Source organism: Streptomyces sp. NPDC007856 (genome assembly GCF_042868225.1).
In the GTDB taxonomy this organism is placed as follows: Bacteria; Actinomycetota; Actinomycetes; order Streptomycetales; family Streptomycetaceae; genus Streptomyces.
The window spans coordinates 75,694-94,674 of record NZ_JBIAEC010000014.1; the positions used below are offsets into that span (position 1 = coordinate 75,694).

Genomic DNA, 18,981 nt, shown 5'->3' on the forward strand with positions numbered 1-18,981 from the left:
CCGTGTCACGTGTCCGCAAAGCGCCTGTGTCTCCTGGGGAAGCTAGCGGCCGAACGTGAGACGAACATGAGAGCGCCGCGCCGTCACTCCACGAAGAGGCCCCGCGCGGCGGCCTTGGCGTCGAACTCCTCCAGCCGTGCCTGCGCCTGGGGCAGGTCGTCGCAGACCGCCTCCAGCAGCACCCGTCCGAGCAGCATCGGCGCGCACGCGGTGTCGAAGGCGAGCCCGGTGCCGACGGCGGCGGGCAGCAGCAGGTCGGAGTACCTGGCGACCGGCGCGAACGCGGAGTCGGCGACCGTGACGGTCGTCAGGCCGACGTCCTTGGCGTAGGCGAGGGTGTCGACGACCTCGCGCGGATGCCGGGGCAGGGCGAAGCACAGCAGCGCGGAGGCGCCCGCGCGGACGGCCGCGTCGATCCGGTCCTGGATCATGGTGCCGCCCTCGTTGAGCAGCCGGACGTCCGGGTGGACCTTGGCGGCGAAGTAGGCGAAGCCGTACGCCTGGGAGGCGGCGGCGCGCAGGCCGAGCACCGGCAGCGGGCGGGAGGCGGCCAGGATCCGGCCGGCCTTCTGCACCGGGCGCGGGTCGGCGAGCAGGTCGGCGAGGTGCCTGAGGTTCTCGATCTCGGCCTCGACGGCCTGCTGGTACTCGTTGAAGGCGCCCGCCTCGGCGGCCGGTTCGGCGGGTACGACCTCGCGCAGGTGCTTGCGCAGGGCGGGGTAGCCGTCGAAGCCGAGCGCCACGGCGAACCGGGTCACCGACGGCTGGCTGACCCCGGCCAGTTCGGCCAGCTCCACGCTGGACAGGAACGGCACGTCGGCGGCCCGCCGGACCATGCTGTGCGCGATCCGGCGCTGGGTCGGGGTGAGCCGGTGCCCCTCGAAGAGGGCCTGCAGCCGGCCCGCGGGGCTGTCCGTCCCCCCCGTCGCCTCGGGACTCCTGTCCACAGTCCTGTCCACGCTCATGACGCGCTCCCCCTCCAGATGTCCGTGAACCGGTCGAGCAGTGCGGCCGCCTCCGTCACGTCGTCCGTGAGCGGCCGGTCGGCCAGGTCGGGATCGAGGACCGACTCGGCGAGCGCGAACGCCCGGCCGGCCGGCAGCCCGGGGTCGGGCCGCAGGTCGCGCTGGCGCAGTGCGCGGACGGCGGCGACGAGCTCGCAGCCGACCACCAGACGGTACGCACCGCACGCGCGCAGGGTCTGCCGCGCGGCGAGCGAGGCGAAGCTCGCCTGTTCCTCGACGCCCCGGGAGAGTACAGCGTGGCCCAGCGAGGCGGGCGCGGAGAAGGCCCGCAGATCGCCGAGGGCCGCCCCGGCCGCGTACTCCAGGATCATCACGCCGGAGGAGGCCGGTTCGTGGTCGGCGAGGAAGGGGCGCAGCCGGGTGTAGGCGGGCTCGTTGAGGGTGGACAGGCGGGAGGTGGACAGCCGGGCCACCTGGGTCAGGGCGAGCCTGAAGTGGTCCAGGGCGAGGGCGAGTTGGGCCTGGTAGAAGCCGCCGTGGTGGTAGGCGGCCAGGTCCTCGGGGGCGATCAGCGGGTTCTCGGCGGCCGCGTTGATCTCCACGGCGAGGACCTGCTCCAGGGCGTCGGCGGCGTCGTGCGCCGGGCCGTGGATCTGGGGCAGGCAGCGAAAGCCGTAGGGGTCCTGGATCCGGCCGAGCGGTGGGGTCGGCCGGTCGGCGGCGCCGATCAGCTCCCGCATCCGCCGGGCCACCTCGGTGCTGCCCCGGTGCGGGCGGGCGGCGTGCACGGGGGCGGCGTACGCCTCGTGGGAGCCGTCGACGGCGAGCAGGGACAGGGCCGCGACGACCTGGGTGGCGCCGATGAGCCCGCGCAGTTCGTGCAGGGCGAGCGCGGACTGGCCGAGGGTGAGGGCGTTGCTGCTGATCAGGGCGAGGGCGTCGTTGTTGTCGAGGAGCTGTGACGCGGGGGCGCCCGCGCCGCGCCAGGGGTGTTCGCCGGCGAGCGCGAGCCCGAGCTGGGCCAAAGCCGCGATGTCGCCGGTGCCGACGGAGCCGAACTCGTTGACGACCGGATGCGCCCCGGACTCCAGGGCCTCGCACAGGGCGGTGACCACACCGGGCCTCAAGCCCGCGCCGCCGGCCAGCAGCTGGTTGGCGCGGACGGCGAGCATGGCGCGCACCTGCCGGGCGGGAAGCTCCTCGCCGATGGCGCCGGCGTGGCTGCGCAGCAGGCGCAGACCGTGGCCGGCGGCGGCCTCGGTGGGCACGTCCTCGTTCCGGTTGGCGCCCACGCCGGTGGAACGGCCGTAGACGCGTCCGGTGGCGGCGATCTGCCGGGCGGCGTTCCAGGAGTGCTCGGCGCGCCGCATCGCGTCGGCTCCGGGGACGGGATGCGCGGCGCCGTCGGCGAGCCGCACGACGTCCTCGACGCCGAGTCCGGCCCCGTCCAGGACCACGGCCGCGGACCGCGCGGACGGCACGGACACCGGTGCGTCCACGATGCGAGACGACATCACGCCCAAACTCCCCTCAACCCGGACACCCGTTCTTGTTCTGCGGTCAGCCGTTACAGCGGATTAACGCCGAACCGTTGACAAGCTATTCACACACCAAGAACTCTGCATGACGTTATGCAGCCGGGCAAGGGACATCTCATGATCCAGTTCGACGCGGTCCACAAGCGCTTCCCCAACGGCACGACAGCAGTCCACGACCTCAGCCTGGAGATGCCGGAAGGCGGTATCACCGTCCTGGTCGGATCCTCCGGTTGCGGCAAGACCACGACCCTGCGGATGATCAACCGGATGGTCGAGCCGACCTCCGGCACCATCCGCGTCGGCGGCAAGGACGTCACCCGGCAGGACGCGGCCGAGCTGCGCCGCTCCATCGGCTATGTCATCCAGCAGGCCGGCCTCTTCCCGCACCGCACGGTGCTCGACAACATCGCCACCGTCCCGCTGCTGCTCGGCTGGAACCGGAAGAAGGCCCGGGCCCGCGCCGCCGAACTGCTGGAGACCGTCGGCCTCGCCCCCGAGGCCGGCAAGCGGTACCCGCACCAGCTCTCCGGCGGCCAGCAGCAGCGCGTCGGCGTCGCCCGCGCCCTCGCCGCCGACCCGCCGGTGCTGCTCATGGACGAGCCGTTCGGCGCGGTCGACCCGGTCGTCCGCACCCAGCTCCAGGACGAACTGCTCAGGCTCCAGGCGGAGTTGAGCAAGACCATCGTCTTCGTCACGCACGACATCGACGAGGCGGTGCGGCTCGGCGACCGGATCGCCGTGTTCCGCACGGGCGGCCATCTGGTCCAGTGCGCCCCGCCCGCCGAACTCCTGGCCCGCCCGGCCGACGACTTCGTGGCCGGCTTCCTCGGCGCCGAGCGCGGCCTGAAGCTGCTCTCCCTGAAGACCCTCGCCGACGTCCCCCAGGGCCCGGCACCCGAAGGCGGCGCCTGGACACTCGTACTCGACGCGCGGAACAAGCCGATCCACTGGGCCTCGAAGGACGCCGAGCTCCCGGTCCGCCCGCTCAGGGACACCGACTCCCTCCTCTCCGCCCTCAACGAGTCGGTTGCCTCCCCCACCGGACTGATCGCCCGGGTCGACGCCGACGGCGTGCTCACCGGGGTCTCCTCCCGCGACGACATCCACGAGCACGCCGGGCGCGCCCACGCCGAAGTGGGGGTGGCCGCATGACGATCGACTGGTCCTGGATATCGGCCCACACCGACAACCTCACCACCCTCACGCTCTCCCACCTGCAGGCCGCGCTCACGGCCGTCGCCCTCGGCCTGCTGATCTCGCTCCCGCTGGCCGTGGTCGCCCACCGGATCCCCCGGCTGCGCGGCTTCCTGCTCGGCGCGTCCAACGTCCTGTTCACGATCCCGTCGATCGCGATCTTCGTACTCCTCCTGCCGGTCAGCGGCCTGACCCGCACCACCACCGTGACCGGCCTGACCGTCTACACCCTGGTCGTCCTGCTGCGGAACACCGTCGAGGGCCTGGACTCGGTCCCCGTGAAGGTGAAGGAGGCGGCGAAGGCGATGGGCACGCGCCCCCTGCGCACGCTCCTCACGGTCGAGTTCCCGCTCGCGCTCCCCGTGATCATGGCGGGCGTCCGGATCGCCACCGTCATGTCGATCTCCCTGGTCTCCGTCGCGACCTACATCGGCGACGGCGGCCTCGGCCAGCTCTTCACCGACGGCTTCCAGCGCAACTTCCCCACCCCGGTGATCGCCGGAGTGGTCCTCACCCTGCTCCTCGCGGTCGTCGCGGACGCGGCGCTGGTCGCCGTCCAGCACGCCCTCACCCCCTGGGCCAGGAGGCGAGCCTGATGTACGAACTCCTCAAGAACCTCGGCACCTGGCTGACCAGCGGCTCCCAGTGGACCGGCCCGGACGGCATCGCGCACCGCCTCGCCGAGCACCTCCAGTACTCCCTGCTGGCCACGCTCATCGCCGCCGCCATCGGCCTGCCGCTCGGCCTGCTGATCGGCCACACCGGCAGGGGGGCGTTCCTCGCGATCAACCTCGCCTCCTTCGGCCGGGCCCTGCCCACCGTCGGCCTGGTCGTCCTGGTCTTCCTGGCCGGCGGCCTGTCGATGCTGCCGGTGTACGTCGCGCTGGTCGCCCTCGCGGTCCCGGCGATCGTCACCAACACCTACGCCGGCATGACCGCCGTCGACCCGGACGTGCGGGACGCGGCGCGCGGCCAGGGCATGCGCGGCCACCAGGTCCTCCTCCAGGTCGAGCTGCCGCTCGCGCTGCCGCTGATCATGACGGGCCTGCGCCTCGCCCTGATCCAGGTCGTGGCCACGGCGACCATCGCCGCGTACGTCTCCTTCGGCGGCCTGGGCCGCTACGTCTTCGACGGCCTCGCCCAGCGCGACCTGGTCCAGGTGCTCGGCGGCGCGGTGCTGGTCGCCCTCGTCGCCGTCGTCCTGGACGTGGCCCTGACCTCCCTCCAGCGCTTCCTCTTCCGCCACCGCACCGCGTAGGGAACCCCTGACATGAACCGACGCACTGTCCTCGGCGGCCTGTTCGCGGTCGCCTCCGTACCCGCCCTCTCCGCCTGCGCGAGCGGCATCACCTCCCTCAACGGCCAGGGCTCCGCCGCCGGCGGTGCCGGCTCCAGCAAGGGCGGAGTCACCATCGGCACGGCCAACTTCACCGAGAACCAGATCCTCGGCTACCTCTACGCGGCCGCCCTGCGGGGCGCCGGAGTCAAGACGACCGTCCGCCCCAACCTCGGCACCCGCGAGATCGTCATCCCGGCCCTCAGGGGCGGCGACATCGACCTGCTGCCCGAGTACCAGGGCGCCCTGCTCAACTACCTCGCCCCGAAGGTCACGGCCAGCGAGTCGGGCGAGATGCAGAACGCCCTCACCCAGGCCCTCCCGGCCGGCCTCCAGGTGCTGCCGTACGGCATGGCGGAGGACTCGGACGCCTTCGTCGTCACCCGCGAGACGGCGCGGAAGTACGGCCTGGTGTCCCTCGCCGATCTGAAGAAGCAGAACGGCAAGCTGGTCATCGGCGCCGCCCCCGAGGTGAAGAAGCGTCAGGTCGGCGCGGTCGGCCTGAAGGACGTGTACGGCGTGGACTTCAAGGAGTTCAAGTCGCTGGACTCCGACGGTCCGCTGGTCAAGGGCGCGCTCAAGAAGGGCGATGTGGACGTGGCGAACCTGTTCACCACGGACACCGACATCAAGGCCAACGACTGGGTGGTGCTCACCGACCCCGCGCACCTCATCCCCAGCCAGCACATCGTCCCGCTCATCGCCGACCGCAAGGCCGACGACACCGTCCGCAAGGCGCTCGCCCGGCTCGGCAACCTGCTGACCACGGCCCAGCTCACCGAGCTCAACCGGCAGGTGGACAAGGACAAGAAGGACCCCGAGGACGTGGCGAACGCCTATGCGAAACAGCACGGACTGGTGAGGTAGCCGGGTGTTCGAAGAGGGGGGTTGTCCCCCGTGCGGACGGCGTGAGCGCTCTCTAGCGTATCCCTCATGACCGGAACGGACGGACGGGACACCGACCTCAGAAAAGAACTCGACGCCACCCTGCAGACCCGCAGGGAACTGGGCGAGGAGTACGAGTCGGCGCTGGTCGACTCCTTCATGGAGAAGGTCGACCAGCGCATCGACGGGGCGGTCGAGCGCCGGCTGCGCCGGACACTGGCCGAGCAGCGGATGCAGATGGCACGCGGCAACCGCCCCGGGGACGGCGCGGACTCCTGGGCCGAGCGGTTCGGCCTCGCCGTCGTCTCGCTGGTGCTGGCGATCCCGCTGTCGGCGATCGGCGCCCACCAGGCCGGCCTGTCCGGCCTGCTGATCTCCTGGGGCGGCATCGTCGGCGTCAACCTCGTCCAGGCCGCCCGCACCAATCCGGGCCTGTTCAAAGGCCGCCGCCGTCCCTCCGACGACGACTGACCCTCACGCCTGTGGGGTGGGCAGGACCATGATCCGGCCCGGACAGCTCCGCGCTACTCAGAGAGCAGTGGCGGTTCAGCCGCAAAGAGTGTGCGCGGGGACCGCCGCACCCCCGTTGCCGGGGGGCGGGACGACGGCGGTCCCCGCGAGGGACGCGGGCCGGGTCAGGGCCGGGCTTGCGCGTCCATGGCGTCCATGGAGGTCCGGGAGCCGCTCCGGAGGTCCTTGGCGCCGTTCGGCGCCGGCCGGGGCGGGGAGCCGCTCCCGCCCTGCCGACGCCCACCAATGTGCCGGACGCGTGTTAAGCGGGTGCTGCGCGCACGTGACACGCTCGTACCACTTCCGCGAACCCCGCCTCACGTCAAGTCGCGCCCGTAAACCCGCAGTTCACCGGGGGTTCGCTACTGCTTCCCGCCCTTGGCCAGGAAGGCCAGCAAGTCCTGTCGGCTGACCACGCCGGTGGGCTTGCCCTCGACCAGGACGATCGCGGCGTCGGCCGAGCCGAGCACGGACATCAGGTCGCCGACCGGCTCGCCGGAGCCGACCTGGGGCAGCGGGGCGGACATGTGCTTCTCCAGCGGGTCCTCCAGGGAGGCGCGCTTGTTGAACAGGGCGTCCAGCAGCTCCCGTTCCACCACGGACCCGACGACCTCGGCGGCCATCACGTCCGGGTGACCGGCGCCCGGCTTGACGACCGGCATCTGCGAGACGCCGTACTCGCGCAGCACCTCGATGGCCTGGCCGACGGTCTCCTCCGGGTGCATGTGCACCAGGGAGGGGATGGTGCCGCCCGCCTTGTCGTTCAGGACGTCGCCGACGCGGGCGCTCGGGCCCTCGTCCTCCAGGAAGCCGTAGTCGGCCATCCACTCGTCGTTGAAGATCTTGCTGAGGTAGCCGCGCCCGCTGTCCGGGAGCAGTACGACCACGACGTCGTCCGGCCCGAGCCGCTCGGCGACCCGCAGCGCCGCGACGACGGCCATCCCGCAGGAGCCGCCCACCAGCAGGCCCTCCTCCTTGGCCAGCCGGCGGGTCATCTGGAAGGAGTCCTTGTCGGACACGGCGACGATCTCGTCCGCGACGGTGCGGTCGTAGGCGGTCGGCCAGAAGTCCTCGCCGACGCCCTCGACCAGGTACGGCCGCCCGGAGCCGCCGGAGTACACAGAGCCCTCGGGGTCGGCGCCGACGACCTTGACCTTGCCGTCGCTGACGTCCTTCAGGTAGCGGCCGGTGCCGGAGATGGTGCCGCCCGTGCCCACGCCCGCCACGAAGTGGGTGATCCTGCCCTCGGTCTGCTCCCACAGCTCGGGGCCGGTCGAGTGATAGTGCGAGAGCGGGTTGTTGGGGTTGGAGTACTGGTCGGGCTTCCAGGCACCCGGGGTCTCGCGGACGAGCCGGTCGGAGACGTTGTAGTAGGAGTCCGGGTGTTCAGGAGCGACGGCGGTCGGGCACACGACCACCTCGGCGCCGTAGGCCCGCAGCACGTTGATCTTGTCCGTGGAGACCTTGTCGGGGCACACGAAGATGCACTTGTACCCCTTCTGCTGAGCCACGATGGCCAGCCCCACACCGGTGTTGCCGCTGGTCGGCTCGACGATCGTCCCGCCCGGCTTGAGCTCACCGCTCTGCTCGGCGGCCTCGATCATGCGCAGGGCGATGCGGTCCTTCACGGAACCGCCCGGGTTGAAGTACTCCACCTTGGCGAGGACGGTGGCCTGGATGCCCTTGGTCACGTTGTTGAGCCGCACCAGCGGGGTATTGCCGACGAGGCTGATCATCGAGTCGTGGAATTGCACCGTTGTCTCCGGATGCTGCAAAAGATGTGGTCTTAGTGGTGTCGCCAGCCTAAGGCCAGCTGTGTGGCCGGCGCGGCCGTTCACTCCCCGTTGAGATTGACGCACGGTCCGTGCGGGGCAAGGAGTGGGTGTACGGCTACGAGGAGGTGGCGGCGACGCATGACGAGCATGTCGAGGGCGAGGGTGGCCCGGCGCATCGCGGCCGGAGCGGCGTACGGCGGTGGCGGGGTCGGGCTGGTCGGGGCGGCCGCGGTCGGTCTGCTGCTCGCGGAGGTACGGCTGGCCCGGCGCCATGTGGGCAACCACAGCGGCGGCCGCGTCCCGGTGGCGGACGGTGTGTACGGCCACGCGTACGACGTGCCCGGCGAACCGCCTCTCCGCCTGACCATGCTCGGCGACTCCACGGCGGCCGGGCAGGGGGTGCACCGGGCGGGCCAGACCCCGGGCGCGCTGCTGGCCTCGGGCCTGGCGGCGGTTGCGGAGCGCCCGGTGGAGCTGCGGAACGTGGCGCTGCCCGGCGCCCAGTCCGACGACCTGGACCGCCAGGTGGCGTCGGTGCTGTCGGGGCCGGCGCCCGTCCCGGACGTCTGCGTGATCATGATCGGGGCGAACGACGTGACCCACCGGATGCCGCCGACCCGTTCGGTACGGCATCTGTCGGCGGCGGTACGACGGCTGCGCACGGCCGGTGCGGAGGTGGTGGTCGGCACCTGTCCCGACCTCGGCACCATCGAGCCGGTGCAGCAGCCGCTGCGCTGGCTGGCCCGGCGGGCCTCGCGGCAGCTGGCGGCGGCGCAGACGATCGGGGCGGTGGAGCAGGGCGGCCGGACGGTGTCGCTGGGCGACCTTCTGGGCCCCGAGTTCGAGGCGAACCCGCGGGAGCTGTTCGGGCCGGACAACTACCACCCCTCGGCGGAGGGCTACGCGACGGCGGCGATGGCCGTGCTGCCGACGGTCTGCGCGGCCCTGGGACTGTGGCCCGCGGAGGAGGAGCGGCCGGACGTGTCGCGGCGCGAGGGCTTCCTGCCGGTCGCCCGCGCGGCCGCCGAGGCGGCGTCGGAGGCCGGCACGGAGGTCACGGCCGCCATGCCGACGGGGCCGCGGGGGCCGTGGGCGCTGCTGAAGCGGCGTCGGCGGCGCAGGGTGCCGGAGGCCGAGCCCGCCCGCCCGTCCCTGTGACCGGCGTTCACCTCTGTCCGCCAGGCCGCCCGGGCCCAAGCAAGCGCTTAGTAAATTGCGGCCAGTGTCACACGCCAAGACCGGTGACCTTGCCCATACGTAGCGGTAACTTCCCAACCGGCCCTGCCCGAAAAGCAAACCCCCGTTCACTGGAGCCGTGATGCCCGAAGCCGTCATCGTCTCGACCGCCCGCTCCCCCATCGGCCGCGCCGTCAAGGGCTCCCTGAAGGACCTGCGCCCCGACGACCTGACCGCCACGATCATCCAGGCCGCGCTCGCCAAGATCCCCGAGCTGGACCCCAAGGACATCGACGACCTGATGCTCGGCTGCGGCCTCCCCGGCGGCGAGCAGGGTCACAACCTCGGCCGGATCGTCGCCGTACAGATGGGCATGGACCACCTGCCGGGCTGCACGATCACCCGGTACTGCTCCTCGTCCCTGCAGACCTCCCGCATGGCGCTGCACGCCATCAAGGCCGGCGAGGGCGACGTCTTCATCTCGGCCGGTGTCGAGACGGTCTCCCGTTTCATCAAGGGCAGCTCCGACGGCCTGCCGGACACGCACAACCCGCTGTTCGCCGAGGCCGAGGCCCGCACCGAGGCGGTCGCCCAGCAGGAGGGCACGACCTGGCACGACCCGCGCGAGGACGGCCTGCTGCCCGACCCCTACATCGCGATGGGCCAGACCGCCGAGAACCTGGCCCGCGCCAAGGGCATCACCCGCCAGGAGATGGACGAGTTCGGCGTCCGCTCGCAGAACCTGGCCGAGCAGGCCATCAAGAACGGCTTCTGGGAGCGCGAGATCACCCCGGTGACCCTCCCCGACGGCACGGTCGTCAGCAAGGACGACGGCCCCCGCCCCGGCGTCACCCTGGAGGGCGTCGCGGGCCTCAAACCGGTCTTCCGCCCGGACGGACTCGTCACCGCCGGCAACTGCTGCCCGCTCAACGACGGTGCCGCCGCCGTCGTCATCATGAGCGACACCAAGGCCCGCGAGCTGGGCCTGACCCCGCTCGCCCGGATCGTGTCCACCGGCGTCTCCGGCCTCTCCCCCGAGATCATGGGCCTCGGCCCGGTCGAGGCGAGCAAGCAGGCGCTGCGGCGCGCCGGCCTCACCATCGACGACATCGACCTGGTCGAGATCAACGAGGCCTTCGCCGCCCAGGTGATCCCCTCCTACCGTGAGCTCGGCATCGACATCGACAGGCTGAACGTCAACGGCGGCGCCATCGCCGTCGGCCACCCCTTCGGCATGACCGGCGCCCGGATCACCGGCACGCTCATCAACTCCCTGCAGTGGCACGACAAGCAGTTCGGCCTGGAGACGATGTGCGTCGGCGGCGGCCAGGGCATGGCGATGGTCATCGAGCGCCTCAGCTGATCCACCGTCCGTAGCGAGGCGGGCACCTTACGTCAGGAAACGACCCGGAACCGAGGAAACTCCACGGTTCCGGGTCTTTTCGTGATCCAATCTCCCCCAGGATGTGACCTATCTCGCTCACCCGACACATCGGTGCAGGTCAGCGCAGGCCAGCGCGGTCCGCGACGACACCACGAAGCCAAAGTCCTGTCCGTTTCGTGACGTTACGCACTGACAGCTGCTTAGTCCGCCCTTCAAGCTGATGTAGGAAGTCGGGGGTCGACTTTGAACCGGGAGTACGTCAGTGAGCGCCATGCCGATCGCCCTGCTGCTCACCACGGCCGCCACCGGCGCCGTGGGCGTCGCCGTCCTGCGCACCGTTCTGAAGCTGCGCCGCCAGCTGGCGGAGCTGCAGACCCAGCTCGCCGAGAACCAGTCGGCCGCCATGCGCGCACTGCTGCCGCACGCCCGCAGCGGCACCGACGCCGACCAGATACGCGCCGCCGTGGCCGAGGCGCTCGCCGAGGAGCGGGAGCGGGAGCTGGCCGAGGCGCGTGCCTTCTGGGCCGCGCAGGAGGCCCGTGACGCCTCCGACACCCCGACCCTGCTCGGCCTGCCGGACACCGAGCTGTTCCTGCCCCGGCAGACCGACTTCGCCGGCCTGGAGCCGGTGACCGAGCCGACCGCCGACGCCGACGAGTTCGCCGGGGAGTCCCCGGAACTGGCCGCGGCCCGCCGCCGTCACCCCTCGCACCCCGACTTCGTCCCGGTGCAGTCGTCGGCGGTGAACGACCATGAGCGCACGGTGACCACGCTGGAGCAGCTGGCCGCCGACCGCGTCGAGCTCTCCGACGTCCGCCCGGGTCCCCTCGGCACCCTCGACGTCTACGTCTTCGCCGACGGCACCACCCTGTGCATGACCCCCGGCCACCGCGAGACCGCCGAACGCCTGGCGGCAGCGGTGGACGCGGGCGAGGCCCCGTACCTGCTCGGCGGTTCCGGCATCTCGGGCGCCTACACCCTCACCTTCGCCTACGGCGAGGACGACCAGAACATGGTCTACATCCTGGCGGACAGGGTCATCGCGTCCCTGTAGAGAGCGGCGCTCAGACCCCCGCCCGCTGACGCGCCTCCTCGACCACCCGAACCGCTTCGGCGACTTCGTCGTCGCTCCGCAACACGACCGCCAAGTCGTGTGCGGCCACCAGAATCTGATCGGCCGCGGCGAACATCCCGGCGTCCGGCATCTGGCGAGGCTCGCTCCCGGGCTCCTCGACGGCCTGGGCGCGCCGGGCCAACTCCCTGGCCAGTTCGAGAGCCTCGGCCGCGGCACCCCGCTGAAGCCGGCTCTGCGGCGCCGCGCGCAACCTGTCGGCGAAGTGATCCACTGCTCGGGTCAAGGGCGTCGTATCAACCACGCGCCGAGCGTAACGTGCCGCACTGTTGCCAATACGCGAACGCTCAGGCACGGTGACGTGAAGGACCGGCTTACATCCCCTTTGCGTTCGGAGGCGCCGATGTCCCAGCTCTTCTCGGAGGAGACCCACCGCAATCTGCTCGCCCGCATCCCCCACTGCACCGGTCGCGAAGTCTCCGACTGGCTGCGCACCGTTGAAGAAGGCCCCGCCCTGTTCCGCTTCGAGGAGAAGGTCAGCTGGCTCCGGCACGAGTACGACCTCGCGTACGGCCACGCGAAGGCGATCGTCCACGAGTACGACCTGAGGAGGGCAGCACGGAAGCTGCTCTAGCCGCCGCTCAGGACGGCGAAGGGCCCCGGGTCGGAACCCGGGGCCCTCCTCATGACCGGCGCAGGCGCTAGTCGTTGTTGGTGAAGATCGCCACCAGCCGCAGCATCTCCAGGTAGATCCACACCAGGGTCACGGTGAGACCGAACGCGGCGAGCCAGGACTCGTTGCGCGGGGCGCCGTAGGCGATGCCGTCCTCGATCTGTTTGAAGTCGAGGGTCAGGAAGAACGCGCCGAGCACGATGGCGACGATGCTGACGAGCGCACCGAGCGGGCCGAAGCTGCGCAGGCCGCCGTTCTCGGCGACGCCGAACACGACCAGCAGCAGGTTGACCGCCATGACCACCAGGAACGCCATGGCGATGGCCATGCCGATGCGGGCGTAGCGGGCGGTGACGCGGATCCAGCCGGCCTTGTAGACGAGCAGGGTCGCGGCCGAGACCGCCATGGTGCCGAGCACCGCCTGGAAGGGGGCGCCGCTCCAGCGGCTGTTGTACATCTCGCTGATGACGCCGAGGAAGACGCCCTCGAAGGCGGCGTACCCGAGGATCAGCGCGGGCGACGGGGTCCGCTTGAAGTTCTGGACCATCGCCAGGACGAACGCGACGATCGCGGAGCCGATCGCCAGGCCGTAGCTGGTCGCCGTGACCGGCAGCAGCGCCCAGGCGAGGACGGCGCCGACGGCGACGGTGCCGAGGGTGATGGCCGAGCGGACGACGACGTCGTCCATCGTCATCCGGTCGGTGGTGACCGGGGCCTGCGGCGGGGCGCCGACGCCCTGCTGCGCGTACGGGTTCTGGGCGTAGGGGTTCTGCGCGTACGGGTTGCCCTGTGCATACCCGGCCTGCGGTGCGGTGTTGAAGCCGGCGTAGCCGTTGTCGCGGCTGAACCCCCGTCGCGAGAAGACCGGGTTACTGCTCCTCATTTCACTCCTCCATGGCTGCCGTGCGCAGCCTTGGCTCAAGAGTAATGGATTGGCAAAGGACCGACCATGATACCTGAGGAGGATCTTTCCCCTGCCGTGCTCGCCAACACGCTACGCGCACCGGTGATTCCCGGCCATGGGTGATCGGGTTCCATGACGAACCTGCTACCTCGCCGAGACGTGCCGCTAACCCAGCGGGAATCCGGTGTACGCCTCGGCCAGGTCGGTCTCGGCCGCGCGGGAGGAGGCGATCCGCTCCAGCCGGGCCCGCTGGAGACGGGCGTCGAAGGGCGTGGCGTCCGGGGCCGGATGGAGCATCGTCGTCATGTCGTAGGAGAACCGTTCGGCCTGCCAGACGCGGCGCAGGCAGGTCGCGGAGTAGGCGTCGAGGAGGTCCGCCGAGCCGGTCTCCTTCTCGTGGACGAGGGCGCGGGCGAGGGTGACGACGTCGCCGACGGCGAGGTTCAGCCCTTTGGCTCCGGTCGGCGGCACGATGTGAGCGGAGTCACCGGCGAGGAAGAGCCGGCCGTGGCGCATCGGCTCGTGCACGAAGGAGCGCATGGGCGTGACCGACTTCTGGGTGATGGGGCCGCGTTCCAGCCGCCAGTCGTCGTCCGTCTCGCATCGGCGTTCCAGCTCCGTCCAGATCTCGTCGTCGGTCCAGTCGTCGGCGTTCGTGCCGGCGGGTACCTGGAGGTAGAGGCGGGAGACGAAGGATTCGACAGGGAGCGAAGCGACTTCCTTGGAAGGGTGGTGGCGGGTGACGGGCGGGCGCATGGACAGGAGAGCGAAGCCGCGGTCGTGGCGGGCGTAGACGAGTTCGTCGTGGGAGGGCGCGACGTCGGCGAGGACGCCGAGCCAGGCGTAGGGGTACGTCCGTTCGAACACGTGGGACAGGGCGGCCGGGAAGGCCGCCCGGGCCACCCCCCAGAAGCCGTCGCAGCCGACGGCGTAGTCGCACTCCAGCACGTCCTCGCGGCCCCGGTACCTGAACCGGATGCGCGGCCGGTCGCCGTCCGCGCCCTCCACCGCCAGCGCCTCCGCCTCGAACAGCAGCGGCCCGCCCCCCTTCAGCTGAAGGGCGATCAGGTCCTTGCAGACCTCGGTCTGGGCGTACACCGTCACCGACCGGCCGCCGGTCAGGCCGGGGAGGTCGACGCGGTGGCGGCGCCGGTCGAAGCGCAGCTCGATGCCGTCGTGCCGCAGGCCCTCCTGGTCCATCCGCTCCCCGGCGCCGACCGCGCGCAGCACGTCGACCGTGCCCTGCTCCAGGATTCCGGCGCGTTGCCGATGTTCCACGTAGGCGCGGTCGCGGCTCTCCAGGACGACCGAATCGATGCCGGCGCGGTGCAGCAGCCGCGCGAGCAGCAGTCCGGCCGGTCCCGCTCCGATGATCCCGACGGTCGTGCGCATCGGTTCGTCCCTTCGGGTCGACTCTACGTCGTTCGCGTGGTGAACTTTTGTTCACCGACTGCGCCCAGAGTCTGCGCCGGGGGCCGACCGATGTCAATGGGCCCATCGCGCCCCTGCAGGGGCGCGGGACCCTGTCGACAAGGGTTCAGTGACCCGGCCAGCCGTCCAGGTGGCGGTGCAGGGTGACGGTCGGCTGCGCCTCCGCCTTCGGCGCGTGGGCGACCGCGTCGTGCAGGACCGCGGTCACCTCGCCCGCCAGGCCGTCGACCCGGGTCCTCAGCTCGGCCGCGGGCAGCGTGGAGTGGGTCAGCACGTCCAGCCGGCGGTGGATGTCGGCGAGCTGCTGCCGGGCGCCGTCGTCGAGGGTGAGCGGTGCCGGCGTGGAGACGACGAACTGGTAGGCACCGGCGAGGGTCTGGCAGCCGGTGCACTCCTTGTTGGCCGCGTCGCTGAGGTTCACGGCGTTCAGGTGCGTGTGCTCACCGGCGATCGTGACGATCTGGAAGGACAGCGCGACCGACCGGCAGTGGTCGTCGGCCGAGCAGCCGGCGGAGACCGCGTTGGCCTGGTTGCGCACCCCCGCCGCGTTGACGGTGCCGAACTGACGGATGGTGAAGGAGTCCTCGGCCCGCGTGTGATGGGCCCGGTCGGCGTGGCTGAAGACGTGGTCGGACGCGAAGGCCGCGTGCGCGGCGCCGGTCGCCGCCTGGGCCGGTACGGCGGTGGCCGCACCGGCGATTCCGGCCGCGAACAGGCCGAGGCCCAGGGCGCGGCGGGCGAGGGGGTGGTTGCTGGAGCGTGCCTTGCGATGGCTGCTCATTGGGGTCTCCGTACGTTGTTCGGACGGCCCGGGAGGGCCGGACATGGCTGATGAGGCGTCAGGACGACGCCGGTGCGGGCGAGCCACCGGACGGTGCGGGCGTGGGGCTTGCGGTCGGTGACGCGGGGACGCTCTCCGACGGGGTCGGGGATGTCGGGGGGCCGGGGTCCGGGCTGCTGGGCGGGGTCGTGCTCGCGGTGGTGCCACCGGTGGAGGTCTCCGGCTGATGGGACTGCGAGCCGGTCGGCGCGCCCGGTGCCGGATCGGCCGCCGAGGACTGCGGCGCGGAGGCGGACGCGCTCATCGAGGTGTTCGGCGACGACCCGGCGCCCGACGCCGACGCGGACGCTGCCGGCACCGCCGAGGGCGACACGGAGGCGCCGCCGGTGCCGTACCCGCCGCGCCCGCCGGGCCCCGGAGTCGAGGCGTCCCGCGGCGAGGGCTCCTCGGTCGGCACCCCGGGCTGCAGGATCGGTGCGATCGGGGGCTTCTTCGGGAGCGGCTTCGGGGTCACCCCGGACACCCAGGCGTAGGAGAGCCCGGTCAGTCCGGCGAGGGCGAGCACGCACAGCGCGAGGCGCAGCCGGGGCCGTCCGGCGGTGGAGCGCTTCGCGGCCCGGAAGAGCCGGCCGCCGATCTTCACCGACAGATAGACGACGCCGGCCATCGGGCACAGCAGCATCACGCTGCCGATCACCCCGACGAGCCCGGCGACGATCTGTCCGTGTGCGAACGCCTCGCCGGTGCCGAGGAGTTGCTCGGTCAGCGAGCGGACCATCGTGGTGAGGATCCGGGGCAGGTTCCACAGCGCGTAGCCCATCTCGCCGATGATCAACGGCACCATCGTCAGCACCCAGCCGGCCACGATGGTGCGCGCGGACCTCTTCAGCCCGGCGACCTCCGCACGCGCCGCCCGGCCCTTCGCACCCGGCACGAGCGAGAACAGGATCGGCCTGATCTTGCCGTAGAGATCGGGAACTCCGGCGAGGTCGCCGAGGATGTAGTAGCCGTCCAGGCGGACGGCCGGCATCAGCTGTTCCAGGATCTCGAAGTGCCCGAGGTAGACGGCGGCCAGGAAGAACTGCGCCCCGGTGGCGAAGTAGGCCCCGGCCATGGCCAGCATGAAGACGACGTTGAAGTACACCCCGCCGAGGTCCGTGCGGAGCCGGCCGGCCCGGGAGATCCGGTAGACGTCGGTGACGTCGGTGTACATCGACGGCCAGATGAGGAACAGCCCGCAGCCGATGCAGCCGGGCCGGGCACCGCCGTACCGGCAGGCGGAGGCGTGGCCGAACTCGTGGAAGACGAGCGAGGCCACGGTGAGGACGAAGACGATGAGGATCAGCACCGGCTGGTCCATGACCTCCAGCACCGGTTCGATCGCCCCGAAGAAGCCGAACAGCCAGACGTCCATCGCAAGCGCCGTGAGCAGCACGGCGGCGACCACGGCCGGGCGGTGCAGCCAGGCCAGGGCCCGCGCGATCCGCGCCGTACGTCGTTCGTCGAAGATCACCCGGTGGCCCTTGAGGGCGAGCAGCAGGTCGGAGCGCGGGGCGTCGACCTCGTCGTCCTCCTGGCCCTCGGGCACGCACACGCCGAGCGGTTCGAGCTTGTTCTCCACCAGGTAGCGGATGTTCTCGCCGCTCACCTCGCGGCCGTAGCGGGCGCTGACCCGGTGGGCGATCGTCTCGACGTCACGGACGCCGTCGATGGACGACGCCACCAGGTACAGCAGTCGCGACAGCTGGACGACCTGCCCGTCCCCCCGACGGGCGATGTACTTCGGTTCGGTGAAGCCCGAACCCTGGTACTCGCCGTGCAGCCGCAGTCCCGCGCTGAGCCGCGGGGCGGGCCGGACCGGCGTTCCGACGGCCGGCAGGCTGCCGGTCGTCACCTGTTCGTACGTCACCGGCCAGCCGCCGGGCCCGGGTACCGGACCGGTGTCGTACAGCGCGCTGGTGCCGTCGTCGAGCACCGTCATCTGTGGTCTCCCCCCACGTTCCCCCCGGAAAAGACCGCGGGGACGGACCACCCGCACGCCCTGTGCCTGGTGCCCTCCGGGGCGCTCGGCGCGCCCCTTCGGGCGGGTGCGGTCCGTCCCCACGGCCGTGGTGCCGTTACTGCGTGACGGTGATCGTCTGCTGGGCCGACGACTCGGCGTCCGACCACGAGGAGTGGTCGTTCATGGCCGCCGACTCGTTGTGGGCGTTGATGTTCGCGACGTGCTTGGTCACGTTCACCGTCCGGCCGAAGCTGAACTTCAGCCGGCCCAGGGCCTCACGGCCCGGCAGCAGCTCCGCGGACTCGCCGTCCAGCTCGCGCATGTCCATGCTCATGGTGGTGGTTCCTTTCGTGGTGGTCGGGTCGGGTGCGCGCGGGCTACTGGCTGACGCTGATGGTCTGACCGGCGCCGGAGTCGGCCACGGACCACGAGGAGTGGTCGTTCAGGGCGGCGGACTCGTTGTGGGCGTTGATGTTCGCGATGTGCTTGGTCACGTTCACCGTGCGGCCGAAGCAGAACTTCAGCCGGCCGAGGGCCTCGCGGCCCGGCAGCAGCTCCGCGGACTCGGCGTCGAGCTCATGGGCGTTCAACATGGTCGATTCCCCCTTGGGAAACAGGCAGTTCCGGTCGGAGAGAGTCAGGTTCCCCCCGCACTCTGTCCAACTTGGTCGGACGAACTGTCCAACGAGATTGGACACTAGAGCCTCGCGGCACCGCTCCGCAACCCCGATCCGGTGAATCACCCTTTCGGCGGTCCCGCTACCCGACCGTAGAATCGGCGCTGACAGGCACGGTCAGGTAGAGCGGCGAGCAGGAAGTGGACTTCAGTGGCCAACGCACTGCAGCGGTTGATCCGTGAGCGTCTCGATGCCAAGGGCTGGTCCTACGGCGACGTGGCGCGGCGCGGCGCTGTACCCCGCTCCACCGTCCACCACCTGGCCACGGCCGACCGGGTCGTCCGCATGCCCCAGGCCACCACCCTGGAGGGCCTGGCCAAGGGCCTTCAGCTGCCACTGGACACCGTGCGCCGGGCGGCCGCCGAGGCCTGCGGCATCCACGTCTACGGCGGCCCGGCCGCCCCGGACGCCGACAGTACGGCCGCTCGCGCGACCGACCCCGAGGTGGAACTGCTCATCGCCAGCGTGCAGCAGCTGTCGGCCGAGGACCGCCGGCATGTCGCCGCCCTGGTCGAGTCCCTGCTGGGGCGCTCCGCGCCGTCGACGCCGGAGAAGTGACCGGAGTGCCCGCTTCCGGGGCGCGCCGGAAAAATCATGCAACTTCGCCCGAACAGTCCCACATCCCCCGCTAGTCTCTCGTCCTGCCCGGGAAGCGAGAGCCGTGCTACCCGGGTCCTT

At 71.4% G+C, this 18,981-nt stretch carries 20 protein-coding genes; 10 read left to right on the forward strand and 10 right to left on the reverse strand.

What is annotated here, in order from left to right:
* Nucleotides 1-83 precede the first annotated feature (83 nt).
* Together ACFYOH_RS30135 and ACFYOH_RS30140 are read right to left on the reverse strand one after the other, a co-directional pair.
* Nucleotides 84-965, reverse strand: a complete 882-nt coding sequence (locus tag ACFYOH_RS30135) for a MurR/RpiR family transcriptional regulator (RefSeq protein WP_388631905.1) — start codon at nt 963-965, stop codon at nt 84-86.
* Nucleotides 962-2,479 (reverse strand): aromatic amino acid ammonia-lyase, encoded by a 1,518-nt coding sequence (locus tag ACFYOH_RS30140; protein ID WP_388631908.1) that lies wholly within the window; start codon nt 2,477-2,479, stop codon nt 962-964. Before ACFYOH_RS30140 ends, ACFYOH_RS30135 begins: the two co-directional genes overlap by 4 nt.
* 141 nt (nt 2,480-2,620) lie before the next feature.
* Here ACFYOH_RS30140 and ACFYOH_RS30145 point away from each other — a divergent pair, with 141 nt between their 5' ends.
* The 5 genes from ACFYOH_RS30145 to ACFYOH_RS30165 all read left to right on the forward strand — a co-directional run bounded on the left by ACFYOH_RS30145 (nt 2,621) and on the right by ACFYOH_RS30165 (nt 6,389).
* A complete protein-coding gene (locus ACFYOH_RS30145) occupies nt 2,621-3,655 on the forward strand; it encodes an ABC transporter ATP-binding protein (RefSeq protein ID WP_388631911.1) in 1,035 nt (344 codons plus the stop codon).
* A complete protein-coding gene (locus tag ACFYOH_RS30150) occupies nt 3,652-4,293 on the forward strand; it encodes an ABC transporter permease (RefSeq protein WP_388631913.1) in 642 nt (213 codons plus the stop codon). Before ACFYOH_RS30145 ends, ACFYOH_RS30150 begins: the two co-directional genes overlap by 4 nt.
* Nucleotides 4,293-4,955, forward strand: a complete 663-nt coding sequence (locus ACFYOH_RS30155) for an ABC transporter permease (protein ID WP_388631915.1) — start codon at nt 4,293-4,295, stop codon at nt 4,953-4,955. Before ACFYOH_RS30150 ends, ACFYOH_RS30155 begins: the two co-directional genes overlap by 1 nt.
* Nucleotides 4,956-4,967: 12 nt before the next feature.
* Nucleotides 4,968-5,900 carry an ABC transporter substrate-binding protein gene (locus ACFYOH_RS30160; RefSeq protein ID WP_388631918.1) on the forward strand — a complete coding sequence of 311 codons (933 nt, stop codon included), beginning with the start codon at nt 4,968-4,970 and terminating at the stop codon, nt 5,898-5,900.
* A 66-nt stretch (nt 5,901-5,966) separates the two neighbouring features.
* Nucleotides 5,967-6,389: a hypothetical protein gene (locus tag ACFYOH_RS30165; RefSeq protein ID WP_388631921.1), complete on the forward strand. Its 423-nt coding sequence runs from the start codon at nt 5,967-5,969 to the stop codon at nt 6,387-6,389.
* Between the two features lie 401 nt (nt 6,390-6,790).
* On the opposite strand, the gene ACFYOH_RS30170 is transcribed toward ACFYOH_RS30165, so the two are convergent.
* Nucleotides 6,791-8,182 (reverse strand): cystathionine beta-synthase, encoded by a 1,392-nt coding sequence (locus ACFYOH_RS30170; RefSeq protein ID WP_388631922.1) that lies wholly within the window; start codon nt 8,180-8,182, stop codon nt 6,791-6,793.
* Between the two features lie 159 nt (nt 8,183-8,341).
* Here ACFYOH_RS30170 and ACFYOH_RS30175 point away from each other — a divergent pair, with 159 nt between their 5' ends.
* The 3 genes from ACFYOH_RS30175 (at nt 8,342) to ACFYOH_RS30185 (ending at nt 11,817) form a co-directional block, all read left to right on the forward strand.
* Nucleotides 8,342-9,361: an SGNH/GDSL hydrolase family protein gene (locus ACFYOH_RS30175; RefSeq protein WP_388631925.1), complete on the forward strand. Its 1,020-nt coding sequence runs from the start codon at nt 8,342-8,344 to the stop codon at nt 9,359-9,361.
* A 160-nt stretch (nt 9,362-9,521) separates the two neighbouring features.
* Nucleotides 9,522-10,742 (forward strand): acetyl-CoA C-acetyltransferase, encoded by a 1,221-nt coding sequence (locus tag ACFYOH_RS30180; RefSeq protein WP_388631927.1) that lies wholly within the window; start codon nt 9,522-9,524, stop codon nt 10,740-10,742.
* A 283-nt stretch (nt 10,743-11,025) separates the two neighbouring features.
* On the forward strand, nt 11,026-11,817 hold the full coding sequence (locus tag ACFYOH_RS30185) for a hypothetical protein (protein ID WP_388631930.1): 792 nt from the start codon (nt 11,026-11,028) through the stop codon (nt 11,815-11,817).
* Between the two features lie 10 nt (nt 11,818-11,827).
* Here the strand turns inward: ACFYOH_RS30185 and ACFYOH_RS30190 are convergent, their stop codons facing one another.
* The gene (locus tag ACFYOH_RS30190) at nt 11,828-12,139 is read right to left on the reverse strand and encodes a hypothetical protein (RefSeq protein WP_388631932.1); all 312 of its coding nucleotides are present in this window, start codon (nt 12,137-12,139) and stop codon (nt 11,828-11,830) included.
* A gap of 99 nt (nt 12,140-12,238) precedes the next feature.
* Between ACFYOH_RS30190 and ACFYOH_RS30195 the strand changes: the two genes are divergently transcribed.
* Nucleotides 12,239-12,469, forward strand: coding sequence for a DUF4287 domain-containing protein (locus tag ACFYOH_RS30195; RefSeq protein WP_020940491.1), 231 nt, complete (start codon nt 12,239-12,241; stop codon nt 12,467-12,469).
* Between the two features lie 67 nt (nt 12,470-12,536).
* Here ACFYOH_RS30195 and ACFYOH_RS30200 read toward each other — a convergent pair whose 3' ends face one another.
* From ACFYOH_RS30200 to ACFYOH_RS30225, 6 genes are all read right to left on the reverse strand, one after another.
* On the reverse strand, nt 12,537-13,391 hold the full coding sequence (locus ACFYOH_RS30200; protein WP_388631934.1) for a Bax inhibitor-1/YccA family protein: 855 nt from the start codon (nt 13,389-13,391) through the stop codon (nt 12,537-12,539).
* Nucleotides 13,392-13,577: 186 nt separating this feature from the next.
* Nucleotides 13,578-14,804 carry a 4-hydroxybenzoate 3-monooxygenase gene (locus ACFYOH_RS30205; protein ID WP_388631936.1) on the reverse strand — a complete coding sequence of 409 codons (1,227 nt, stop codon included), beginning with the start codon at nt 14,802-14,804 and terminating at the stop codon, nt 13,578-13,580.
* Between the two features lie 145 nt (nt 14,805-14,949).
* Nucleotides 14,950-15,624 carry a hypothetical protein gene (locus tag ACFYOH_RS30210; RefSeq protein WP_388631939.1) on the reverse strand — a complete coding sequence of 225 codons (675 nt, stop codon included), beginning with the start codon at nt 15,622-15,624 and terminating at the stop codon, nt 14,950-14,952.
* Between the two features lie 58 nt (nt 15,625-15,682).
* Complete coding sequence (locus tag ACFYOH_RS30215) at nt 15,683-17,605, reverse strand: hypothetical protein (RefSeq protein ID WP_388631942.1); 1,923 nt, start codon at nt 17,603-17,605, stop codon at nt 15,683-15,685.
* A gap of 136 nt (nt 17,606-17,741) precedes the next feature.
* On the reverse strand, nt 17,742-17,960 hold the full coding sequence (locus ACFYOH_RS30220; RefSeq protein WP_388631945.1) for a hypothetical protein: 219 nt from the start codon (nt 17,958-17,960) through the stop codon (nt 17,742-17,744).
* Between the two features lie 43 nt (nt 17,961-18,003).
* A complete protein-coding gene (locus ACFYOH_RS30225; RefSeq protein ID WP_388631947.1) occupies nt 18,004-18,219 on the reverse strand; it encodes a hypothetical protein in 216 nt (71 codons plus the stop codon).
* 234 nt (nt 18,220-18,453) lie between these two features.
* Between ACFYOH_RS30225 and ACFYOH_RS30230 the strand changes: the two genes are divergently transcribed.
* On the forward strand, nt 18,454-18,861 hold the full coding sequence (locus ACFYOH_RS30230) for a helix-turn-helix domain-containing protein (protein ID WP_388631950.1): 408 nt from the start codon (nt 18,454-18,456) through the stop codon (nt 18,859-18,861).
* Nucleotides 18,862-18,981: the final 120 nt, after the last annotated feature.

Bases quoted from the DNA above. Each gene is read 5' to 3' on its own strand.
- ACFYOH_RS30135 (WP_388631905.1), bottom strand. From the start codon at position 965: ATGAGCGTGGACAGGACTGTGGACAGGAGTCCCGAGGCGACGGGGGGG.
- ACFYOH_RS30140 (WP_388631908.1), bottom strand. From the start codon at position 2,479: ATGTCGTCTCGCATCGTGGACGCACCGGTGTCCGTGCCGTCCGCGCGG.
- ACFYOH_RS30145 (WP_388631911.1), top strand. From the start codon at position 2,621: ATGATCCAGTTCGACGCGGTCCACAAGCGCTTCCCCAACGGCACGACA.
- ACFYOH_RS30150 (WP_388631913.1), top strand. From the start codon at position 3,652: ATGACGATCGACTGGTCCTGGATATCGGCCCACACCGACAACCTCACC.
- ACFYOH_RS30155 (WP_388631915.1), top strand. From the start codon at position 4,293: ATGTACGAACTCCTCAAGAACCTCGGCACCTGGCTGACCAGCGGCTCC.
- ACFYOH_RS30160 (WP_388631918.1), top strand. From the start codon at position 4,968: ATGAACCGACGCACTGTCCTCGGCGGCCTGTTCGCGGTCGCCTCCGTA.
- ACFYOH_RS30165 (WP_388631921.1), top strand. From the start codon at position 5,967: ATGACCGGAACGGACGGACGGGACACCGACCTCAGAAAAGAACTCGAC.
- ACFYOH_RS30175 (WP_388631925.1), top strand. From the start codon at position 8,342: ATGACGAGCATGTCGAGGGCGAGGGTGGCCCGGCGCATCGCGGCCGGA.
- ACFYOH_RS30180 (WP_388631927.1), top strand. From the start codon at position 9,522: ATGCCCGAAGCCGTCATCGTCTCGACCGCCCGCTCCCCCATCGGCCGC.
- ACFYOH_RS30195 (WP_020940491.1), top strand. From the start codon at position 12,239: ATGTCCCAGCTCTTCTCGGAGGAGACCCACCGCAATCTGCTCGCCCGC.
- ACFYOH_RS30200 (WP_388631934.1), bottom strand. From the start codon at position 13,391: ATGAGGAGCAGTAACCCGGTCTTCTCGCGACGGGGGTTCAGCCGCGAC.
- ACFYOH_RS30205 (WP_388631936.1), bottom strand. From the start codon at position 14,804: ATGCGCACGACCGTCGGGATCATCGGAGCGGGACCGGCCGGACTGCTG.
- ACFYOH_RS30210 (WP_388631939.1), bottom strand. From the start codon at position 15,624: ATGAGCAGCCATCGCAAGGCACGCTCCAGCAACCACCCCCTCGCCCGC.
- ACFYOH_RS30215 (WP_388631942.1), bottom strand. From the start codon at position 17,605: ATGACGGTGCTCGACGACGGCACCAGCGCGCTGTACGACACCGGTCCG.
- ACFYOH_RS30220 (WP_388631945.1), bottom strand. From the start codon at position 17,960: ATGAGCATGGACATGCGCGAGCTGGACGGCGAGTCCGCGGAGCTGCTG.
- ACFYOH_RS30225 (WP_388631947.1), bottom strand. From the start codon at position 18,219: ATGTTGAACGCCCATGAGCTCGACGCCGAGTCCGCGGAGCTGCTGCCG.